Annotated in this window: 8 protein-coding genes; 4 read left to right on the forward strand and 4 right to left on the reverse strand. The window is 39.6% G+C overall.

The window, feature by feature from the left end; all coding sequences use genetic code 11:
- Positions 1-142: 142 nt before the first annotated feature.
- Together E1176_RS12070 and E1176_RS12075 are read right to left on the reverse strand one after the other, a co-directional pair.
- Positions 143-1,168 carry an NHL repeat-containing protein gene (locus E1176_RS12070; RefSeq protein ID WP_155210892.1) on the reverse strand — a complete coding sequence of 342 codons (1,026 nt, stop codon included), beginning with the start codon at positions 1,166-1,168 and terminating at the stop codon, positions 143-145.
- A gap of 296 nt (positions 1,169-1,464) precedes the next feature.
- Entirely contained in the window at positions 1,465-2,292 is an 828-nt protein-coding gene (locus E1176_RS12075) for a universal stress protein (protein WP_155210893.1), read from the reverse strand.
- Positions 2,293-2,440: 148 nt separating this feature from the next.
- Between E1176_RS12075 and E1176_RS12080 the strand changes: the two genes are divergently transcribed.
- On the forward strand, positions 2,441-3,199 hold the full coding sequence (locus E1176_RS12080; RefSeq protein WP_155210894.1) for an SDR family NAD(P)-dependent oxidoreductase: 759 nt from the start codon (positions 2,441-2,443) through the stop codon (positions 3,197-3,199).
- On the opposite strand, the gene E1176_RS12085 is transcribed toward E1176_RS12080, so the two are convergent.
- Positions 3,200-4,570, reverse strand: coding sequence for an MBL fold metallo-hydrolase (locus E1176_RS12085; RefSeq protein ID WP_155210895.1), 1,371 nt, complete (start codon positions 4,568-4,570; stop codon positions 3,200-3,202).
- Positions 4,571-4,682: 112 nt separating this feature from the next.
- Here E1176_RS12085 and E1176_RS12090 point away from each other — a divergent pair, with 112 nt between their 5' ends.
- From E1176_RS12090 to floA, 3 genes are read left to right on the forward strand one after another with little or no spacing between them, the layout of a single operon-like run.
- Positions 4,683-6,800, forward strand: a complete 2,118-nt coding sequence (locus E1176_RS12090; RefSeq protein WP_155210896.1) for a WG repeat-containing protein — start codon at positions 4,683-4,685, stop codon at positions 6,798-6,800.
- A 33-nt stretch (positions 6,801-6,833) separates the two neighbouring features.
- The gene (locus E1176_RS12095; RefSeq protein WP_155210897.1) at positions 6,834-7,304 is read left to right on the forward strand and encodes an NfeD family protein; all 471 of its coding nucleotides are present in this window, start codon (positions 6,834-6,836) and stop codon (positions 7,302-7,304) included.
- 4 nt (positions 7,305-7,308) lie between these two features.
- Positions 7,309-8,298: a flotillin-like protein FloA gene (gene floA, locus E1176_RS12100; protein WP_155210898.1), complete on the forward strand. Its 990-nt coding sequence runs from the start codon at positions 7,309-7,311 to the stop codon at positions 8,296-8,298.
- 86 nt (positions 8,299-8,384) lie between these two features.
- Here floA and E1176_RS12105 read toward each other — a convergent pair.
- Positions 8,385-10,091 (reverse strand): ATP-binding protein (locus E1176_RS12105; RefSeq protein ID WP_155210899.1); only part of this gene is annotated, 1,707 nt, incomplete at its 5' end.

Here is a 10,091-nt window from a genome sequence, read left to right on the forward strand (position 1 = left end):
TCATCGCCAACGATGCCAACACACATTTTATTATTTAACATAAAAGTAAGGCCTCCCATCATTTTCTTTTCTTCATAAGTAATCTGAAGTTCTTGTAGACCTCTTCTTATTCTGTCGGCCAATGATTCATTGTAAGCCATGGCTAATCTATTTTGTGTTGTTTTCGCAAAGACAAAATGATAACTAAGGCGAAAATCAAAAGGAACAATCCGAAATAAAACCACATCGGTAAGATTTGACCTTCATCGTAATCAGAAACCTTATCTTCTTTGATTTTGCTTGTTTCAATATTGGCTACCCGACTTATGGCCCCCGTTGCAGATCTTTTGATTACTCTTGGTCCGCGATTGTATTTGTTAAATCCGGCTTCTAAAATAAAGGCCTCGCCCTGATGAAAAGCCACATTCATTGGGGCCCACTTCGAAGGAGATTGGTAATAAACCATCTTTTCTCCCAGCTTATTGATTTTTATTATGCGGCACCCTGCATTCTCACTTACGTAAATGTTGCCGTCATCATCTTTGGCCAGCCCGATCAAAAACTGCAGTCTTTTTTCCTTAAACAAAGGAGATTTAGGCGCCTTAGGCATGATTTCTTCAGCGAGTATTTTGAGGCGGCCATTTGGTCTTTTGTAGTAAAGCGTTCCGTTATTGAATTTGCTATCGGTAATGTAAAGCACACCTTCTTCATCCATCAGGATATTCTTTACATCTTTAAACTTATGATCGATATATAACTCAGAGCCATCTTTGCCATATCTATAGATGCGGCCATTGTGTGTGAAGAAAATTTTTCTGTCAGGAGAAATGGCAAATGCAGTACCACTGAAAAGATCTATATCAAATGTAGAAACCAACGTGTCGACCTCTCCCGATGTGTTAAGCTTGATGAGTGTATGTTTTCCTTCACCCTCAATTTCGCCCTCAATCCATAAGTTTTCAGCGAGCCAAAGATTTGACTTATCATCCTGATATAAGTCATGGGCGTGAAAATCGGTAATTACGGCTGAAAGTTGACCCTCTGCATCAATCTTCCATAAAGTGCCTTCGTTGTGAAGTATGTCAGTAAAGAAAATTTCGCCCTGGGCATTGATGGTAATACCCCATGAAGGGTGCCCATTTGCGGCATTAACAAGGCAAATTAAAGCAGATAGAAAAAGCCATCTCATTATCAAATTTACTAATTACCTGATAATGATGCTACCCTCTAATTTACAGAAGGTTTCTACTTTATCTGGTTACAGCCCTGGCTACTTCGAAAGGCAGTTTTATGATAGCAGTTACTAGCTTGAATATAACTGAAACACCAAAGCCAAGAATTTGAAACGGTAAAAGTATAAGCCAAATGAAGCCTATAAGGATAGCCAGCGGCCAACATAATACTAGTAAAATGCACCACAAGATGGCGGTAAGTAAGAATCTAAGCATAGAAAAGTATACGTCACGATTAGATTATTGGTTGTATTTAGTTTATGGCTTGTGTCATGATCAATGATTTTGATTGATTGGCCACATCTTCTGCCACACTACCTGCTATAATATGGGCAATGCCTGTTCTGCTGTGAGTACCCATTATAATTAAATCGGCTTTTACATCTTTAGCGGCTTGTACAATGCCGTCTTCGAGATAATTGGCATCATAAGCACGGGCTTGGTACGTGTCAATTTTAAACTCTCTGGCAAAAGATTCGATTTCATTAATAAATCCAGAGGAGTCGATCCAGTGATAATTGATGTTTACCTTCACAAGGTATAATTTGGCCCCGAGCAGCTTTACCCAGGTGTTTACCAGTTTAGCGATATTTTCCTGCTCATACTCAAGATCAGTCGGCATCATAATCCTTTTAATCTTGTCTAGATCCATGTGCTCTTTAACTACCAACACCGGGCATTGAGCATGTCTGATGATTTTTTCAGTATTAGACCCGATCAGTAGTTCTTTTATGCCTGAAGCACCTTTTGAGCCCATCACAATTAAGTCAATATTGTTCTCTTTCAGGTATTTTAATATTTCTGCGTAGCTATCTTTATAACTAACTGTTGTGAAAGTGCGTAGTCCGGCATTTTCGGCTATTGTTTTTAAATTGCTGAGCTCGTTATTGATGTGGTTTATCTTTCTTGTCACTTCCGGGTATAGCCTGTCCTGATCATTCAGTTTGACCCAATCCATCGGAACAGAAACAACATGTATAAAATGAATTGAAGCTTTTAGCTTAGTAGCCAGTTGCATGGCTAAGTGAGTGGCGTGTTTTGCTTCTTTAGAAAAATCTGTGGGGACTAATATACTTTTCATAACAACCTCCTTTTTTATTTTAAAATTGACGTTTTAATCATCACAAGTTGCTGACAAGCGTCAGTATTAAAGCTGATTTTGTTACAATTGGAGGCCTGTTTAGCAAGGTGATGCTTATGTTTACATAGAAACCAATAAGTCATAAAATATGCTGATTGATTTAAAAGAAAAGGTAATACTCGTGACGGGAGCCAGTCGCGGTATAGGTAAGGCCATAGCCACTGCCCTCGGTAAATCAGGAGCTACTGTAGCCGTACATGGTAATAGTAATCTTGAAGCCGCCACTGATTTAGCCACTTCAATAGGCAATAGATCAAAGGCATTTGCGGCCGATCTTTCTAATGAGCGTCAGGTAAGTGACTTGTTTGCCGAGGTACTTAAAACTTATGGTAAAGTAGATGTATTGATCAACAATGCGGGTATTGCAATAAGCTCAGATATTAAACTCGACAATGAGCAATGGGTAAATGATTGGAATAAAACCATGGCTGTAAACCTTACCGCTACGGCACTTTTATGCAAAGAAGCTATTGGCCAATTTGAAAAGTCAGGGGGAGGGATAATAATCAATATCAGCAGTAGAGCTGCATTTAGAGGTGACACTCAGGATTATTTTGCCTATGCAGCCAGTAAAGGAGGTGTGGTAGCGCTGACTAAATCTATTGCCAGGGCTTACGGCAAGCAAAACATTACAGCTTACTCAGTGGCACCAGGCTTTACAAAAACAGAAATGGCTCAGGATTTTATAGATGCATATGGCGAAGATTTTGCCACTAAAGATCTATCTCTTGCCGAGCTTACCCAGCCAGAAGACATTGCACCCATGGTCGTCTTTTTAGCAAGTGGGAAGGCAAAACATGCTACCGGCACCACAATAGATATGAATGCCGGTAGTTATGTGAGGTAATTAAGCTTCGGCTAGTTCGCTTTCAATAGCGATATCGGTTTCTTTGATCTTGCCAAAGCCTCCGTAAACATTTATGGGGTTTTTAAAACCTTCTGCTTTCATCATAGAAGCAGCAATCATAGAGCGATAGCCTCCTGCGCAATGAATAAGGTAAGTTTCCTCTTTATCCAGCTGCTTTATATTTTCAGGCATACCTGATAGGGTGACAAAAGTGGCATCCTTTACATGGCCATTGGCAAACTCCCCGGGCTTTCTCACATCTACTACAGTTGCCGAATCAAAATCTGAAATTTGAGCTGGCTCTATAGAAGTAATTGTATCTAAAGGCTCATCCCAACTTTCGATACCACCTTTTAAATAGCCTTTTACGTTTTCATAGCCCACACGAGCCAGGCGCAAAACAGCTTGCTCCTCGGTCTGATCGTCTGTTATAAGAATGATTGGTTGCTTGATATCAATCAATGTTCCAACCCAAACAGCATACTGTCCATTAAGACCAATATTAATACTGCCTTCAATGAACCCTTTTTCAAAATCATTAGGTATTCGTGTATCTAAAACCAGAGCACCGTGTTGCTTCAGGTCTTTAAATTCTTCTAAAGAAAGTGCTGTTTGATTTTGCTCCAGTACTTCATCGATGTTGCTATAACCCAGCTTATTGATTTTAGCATCTTCAAAGAAATATTTCGGAGGAGGTAGCATTCCATCAGTCACCTTAGCGATAAACTCATCTTTGGTCATTTGCTGTAGTGCGTAATTGCTTTGCTTTTGCTCACCAATGGTTGAGAATGTTTCTTTGCCGATGTTTTTGCCACATGCTGAGCCTGGTCCGTGAGCCGGATACATGATGATATCATCAGCCAAAGGCATTATTTTATTACGTAAAGAGTCGTACATCATTCCGGCAAGCTCTTCCTTTGTCATCACACCATCGAGTAAGTCGGGACGACCAACATCGCCAACGAAAAGCGTATCGCCAGTAAAGATCGCATGTTCTTTTCCGTTCTCATCATACAATAGATAGCACGTAGATTCAGGCGTATGACCCGGGGTGTGCAATGCTTCAATTGTAAGTTTTCCTAATTTAAATTTTTCCCCATCTTTAGCGTTGTAGACCTCATATGCGGTATCTGCTTTTGGACCATAAACGATCTGAGCTCCGGTTTTTTTTGCTAAATCGATGTGTCCTGAAACGAAATCGGCATGAAAATGTGTTTCAAAGACGTATTTTATAGAAGCATTGGCTGCTTGCGCTTTTTCCAGGTATGGTGTAGTTTCTCTTAAGGGATCTATGATGGCTACCTCGCCTTCAGATTCTATGTAGTAAGCCGCCTCAGCCAGACAATTAGTGTAAAGTTGTTCTATATACATACGAATAAATTTTTTTCAGGCGCAAAAATACAATCTTAAAAAGCCAATTAAAATTCTGTATGTCAATTAAATATATAAAATCATTAATTTCGCACATTATAAAGGGATCTGCATGCGATATTTTTTAATCTTCACGCTGCTATTTTTTTTAAGTAATGCTTCCATTGCTTCTTCTCAGAAGGAGGTGCCCAATTATTTGATATTTGAGAAAGAGGGCAAACAAGGCCTTAAAGACAAAACCGGTCAGGTATTAATACCCGCAAAATATGACGAATTAGGTTGGAGTAAAGGTGACCTTGAGCTGGTGCAAGATGTGGTCGGCTTTAAAAAACAAGGACTGTGGGGGCTGGTGAGTATCGACAATCAGATAGTTGCAAAAGCCAGCTACGACCAGCTTTACCCTGCCGGACAGCAGCTTCTTGTCGGTGCAAAACCGAGCCCCGGCACAAATCGAGTTGGCCTTTTGAATACACGCGGACAGGTTGTAATACCTTTTAACTACACAGAAGTTTCGGTTACGGGTATGAGAGTGATTGTAGTTAAGAAAAATATAAAAGATTACACCTATGGCCTCCTTGACTTTAAGGGTAATGTGATTATTCCGATTGAGTATAAGCAAATAGCGACACTCGGTGGACTGAGATTTACAGTAAAAAACTTCAATGATAAAACAGCCATTTATTCTGATGACGGAAGGCAAATTGTAGACTTTGAATTAGATAGCGTATCTCAGTTTAATGGTGATTATGCGATTATTTACGAAGGCTTTAAAAGAGGCCTTGTAAACAAAAATGGCGAAGTATTAATAGAGCCGGAATACCAGGAAGTATTTATTAATAAAGAAACAGTAGAAGTAAGGCCTTTTAATTTATGGCATGTGCTAAGTGCTCAGAATGAGTTGCTTGATCAGATCAATGTTCAGGAGATAGCGTTGTTTTCAACCCAATTATTTTTGGCTTCAGCCAATGAACGCATGTGGTTGATCAGGCCAAACGGAGAGGCTGTGACCGGTACTTATCAACAAATCATCACTCCTGATGACGAGCCACTAACTACATTTAGGGCTGAAGACAGTTACGGTGTCATCAATATCAAAGGAGATATAAAAATTCCGGCCAGGTATGATTCTGTCTACATCGATAACGACATGATTTTTGTTCAGAAAAAGAATCTCTGGTCGCTGTACGATTCTTTTAATATTAGAAAGACAACGCATTTTTATCAGCAAATAGCACCTAAAAGTGGTCACTTATTTCCGGTTAAGAAAAACCATCATTGGGGTTTTATAGATCGAATGGGAAAGGAAATTATTCATTGCGTTTATGATGAAGTGGGTGATTTTAGCTACAACAAGGTAGACGTTAAGTTTCATGGCGAGCGTGGCATTATAGATAAGTATGGCGACTGGATAGTTTTACCACATAAAGCCGACAGCGTATCAATTCTTAATAATGCCTTTTATATGACCTATTTAAATGGTCTGAAAAAACTTAAAGATTTCGAAGGCGATTTAATTTACTTCACCGAAAATCCTGTAGAAATAAAGGACAATTACCTGCTTGAATACACCAGCGAGGGCGGTATATGGAAAGTTGACTTTAGCGGGCAAATTGTGGAGGAGGCAACGGGTGATAGTTACGAAGAAGTGCGTAAACCGTCAGAAGGATTTTATGCCATAAAAAAGGATGGAAGTTATGGTTTCATTGATGCTCAAAACCGCTTACGTATAGCCAATAGATATGAAAATGTAGGTGATTTTCACCAGGGTTTGGCGGCTTTTCAAATATTAGGAAAGTGGGGCTTTATCGATAAAAGAGAAAGAATTGTGATACAGCCGGTTTTTCAGCGGGTTTCACAATTTTATGATGAAGTGGCTGTGGCCTATGATCATACAGGGTCAGGCCTTATCAATAAAAAAGGTGAAAAGATATCTTCTTTTAGCTACGACAGTCTCTTTATACAGCCCAACGGGCACTTTCAGGCCTATAAAAATAATAAAATTGGTCTTCTTGATAGCCTGGGCAGACTTATGATCAATGCCAAATATGATTACCTACGAGACCTCGATAATGGTTTTGCTATCGTAAGAAAGGATCAAAAATATGGTGTGGTTGATTACCACGGGGTCAATACTATTCCCATTATTTACGACAAACTAATACACGACTCACAAAAGAAGACTTTTCTGGGAATGAAAAAATCGAGTAGGGAAAAAGTGCTACTTCGATAATTTTGTTAGCTTTAGGTCTTATTTCGAAATTATATGTCTGATTGGTTTACTGTTGCATCTCTTATTGCATTAGGCATCGCCTTAATTATTGTTGAAGTTCTTTTCGTACCCGGCACTACAGTAGTAGGTATTCTAGGCTTTGTGTCAGCCGTGGTAGGTGTTTATCTTGGTTTTGAATATTTTGGGGAAGAAATCGGCTGGTGGATTTTCGGAGGAACAACCGTGGCATTTGCCGCCTCACTTTATTTTGGATTTAAGGGTGGCACATGGGATAAGTTCTCGCTCAAAGATACCAGCGAAGGTCGTGTGAACGATGGCTATTGGAGCTCCCTTAAGGTTGGCGACAAGGGTGTGGCGCTTTCGACACTTCGCCCTATAGGCAAGGCTGAGTTTAATGACAAAGAATATGAGGTAAGGTCATATGGTAATTACATAGACAGTACCACAAAAATCGAAATAGTAAAAATTGATGGAAATAGAATATACGTTGAACCTTTAAAATAAAAACATGGGAGAAGGAATTGGTCTTATAGTAATCATTTTTGCAGGAATCATTGGATTCTTTGTGTTCCTGTATTTTGTGCCTGTCGGGCTTTGGATCACCGCTCGATTTTCTAATGTAAAAGTTGGTCTTTTTGAGCTAGTGCTTATGAGAGTAAGAAAAGTGCCACCTAGTGTAGTGGTCAACTCTTTGATTACAGCAACTAAAGCCGGGCTACAATTAAGCACCAAAGAATTAGAAACACACTATCTGGCGGGCGGTCACGTGCCTTCTGTTATAAAAGCACTTATTTCTGCTGATAAAGCAAACATCAACCTGGAGTTTAAGCAGGCTACGGCTATCGATCTTGCCGGTAGAGATGTATTTGAAGCTGTGCAGATATCGGTAAATCCTAAAGTGATTACCACGCCAAAAGTGGCGGCAGTAGCAGCAGATGGTATTCAGCTTATTGCTGTGGCAAGGGTTACAGTAAGGGCCAACATCCAGCAATTGGTTGGTGGTGCCGGTGAAGATACCATTTTAGCCAGGGTAGGTGAGGGCATTGTAACTTCTATCGGTTCTGCGCAAACACATAAAGAGGTATTAGAAAATCCTGATAAAATCTCAAAACTGGTACTACAGAGAGGTCTCGATGCAGGTACTGCTTTCGAAATACTGTCTATCGATATTGCCGATGTAGATGTAGGAACAAACATCGGTGCAAAGCTACAGACAGACCAGGCAAGTGCAGACTTGAAAGTTGCTGAAGCAAAAGCTGAAGAGCGTAGAGCAATGGCAGTGGCTGAAGAACAGGAAATGAAAGCTAAAGCTCAGGAAGCTAAAGCTAAAGTAATTGAAGCTGAAGCTGAAGTACCTAAAGCTATGGCAGAAGCCTTCAGAAGTGGTAATTTAGGAATTATGGATTACTACAAAATGGAGAATATCCAGGCAGATACAGACATGAGAGAGTCTATCTCAAAGCCAGGATCTTCATCTTCAAGAAAGAAAGATAAGTAAGTAGAAATACTGATTGTCCTAAAGGGGGTGTCTCAAAATTGTATTTGGGACACCCTCTTTTTTTGGCTTCACTTTATTGTTAGAAGCTAATTGCTGTCAAATTTGCTAAGCTTCACTTTGAAAGTTGCACCCTGACCGGGTTCGGACTCACACCATACTTCACCATTCATCAGTGAGATGTATTTTTTGACAATACTGAGGCCTAAACCGGTAGATTGTTCACCAGCGGTGGGTTTAGCACTCAGTGTTTGAAATTTTTGAAACATCAATTGTTTGTCCTCTTCTGTGATACCGGGCCCTTCATCTATAATGCTTACCAAATAATCATCTCCGTCATTTTCGAGCCTGGCCGTGATTGATTTGCCTTTTTCTGAAAATTTAATGGCATTGGAAATTAAGTTTTCAAATACCTCTGTTAAGTAAACCGGGTCGGCCTTTACATAAGACTCTCTGTGGTTGCCATGCCAGTCAAACTTTAATTCTTTGGCTTCTGCCTCTTTTTCGAAAGCTACTATCACCTGATCCAGCAGTTCAGATAAATCGACTTTTTCTTCCAGAATGTTTACCCGATTGGCTTCTATGGCATCGATATCTAAAATCTTAGAAATCATATTAAGCAACCGATCTGAGGAGCTAACTATTTTATTTATTATCTCTTCGTTTGATTTGGTGAGCTCTCTGTTTTCTAATTTGTACAGATTAGCCAGCCCCTGAATATGATTTATTGGGCTCCTTAAGTCATGCGCTAAAATTTTAATAAGGTTGTTTTTCTCATCATTATACTGAGTCATGAGCTTACTTCGCTTTTCCAGTTGCGTTTTTTGCCTCACGATGTTGACACGCTGAGTTTCTATCTTTTGCTTTTGTTGCTCGAGCTGTACGGCTACTTTATGTCTTTTTTTGTACATACCATACACTACAATGGCAAAAATGAGAATGATGAGGGCAATTGCAATGAGACCGTAGCGTAGGTTGGTTTCCTGCTGCATCTGCAAAGCCGTGTTTTGCAATTCTCTTTTCTGCATTTCCTTTTCTTTAGTAAGCAGACTTACATTGTCTTCATAGTAGCTCTCAATAAAATTATATATCTCATAATCGATATGGTGGCTAATGATCTCCTTAATTTTCTCTTTGTTTTCAGGGTCAAAGAAGTATTCGTTCATGGGGCCCACCCAATCAGAAGTTTTAGGATAAGCAATGGCGTAACCTTCTCTTTTTATAGAAAAAAGGTTCTGTCTTCTGATATTGAGCGAAGCACGATCATTTAAATTTTGTAGATAGATGGGCAGGTCGATATAGCCAAATACATTTTGCCTGTCATTAATTGCTAGCAATACATTTCCTGAACTTGGAATTTCATCAACTTCAAAATCTAATTGTCTCAAACTTTTGAGTCGAAGAAGATCTTTCATGTATGTGGTACCATCTATTGATATGGCGGTAAGCGAATTGAATGTCTCATCAAACTCGGTTTCTGACTTTACGATGGGCACATCACCACTAGAAATCATGACAGAAATATCTGACATGTAAGGCGGGCTAAAACTCATTTTCTGCCTACGATCGTAGGTGATAGAAAGCGCAGAGACGGCAAAATCACCACTGGTTTTACTATTTTCGACCGTGCTGAGCATCTCCTGAAAACTTTCACTTTTTTGCCAGCTGAGCTCAAGGCTGATATTATGAGTCTTTTTAAGGTAGGATTTAAAGTCATTGAAGATTTCGACTTCAATACCTATTAGGTTACCATTTTCATCCTGATAAATAAAGGGCGTGGAGGTCTCCCAGTAAAT

Origin of the sequence: Fulvivirga aurantia (assembly GCF_009711475.1) — a bacterium.
Lineage (GTDB): Bacteria > Bacteroidota > Bacteroidia > Cytophagales > Cyclobacteriaceae > Fulvivirga > Fulvivirga aurantia.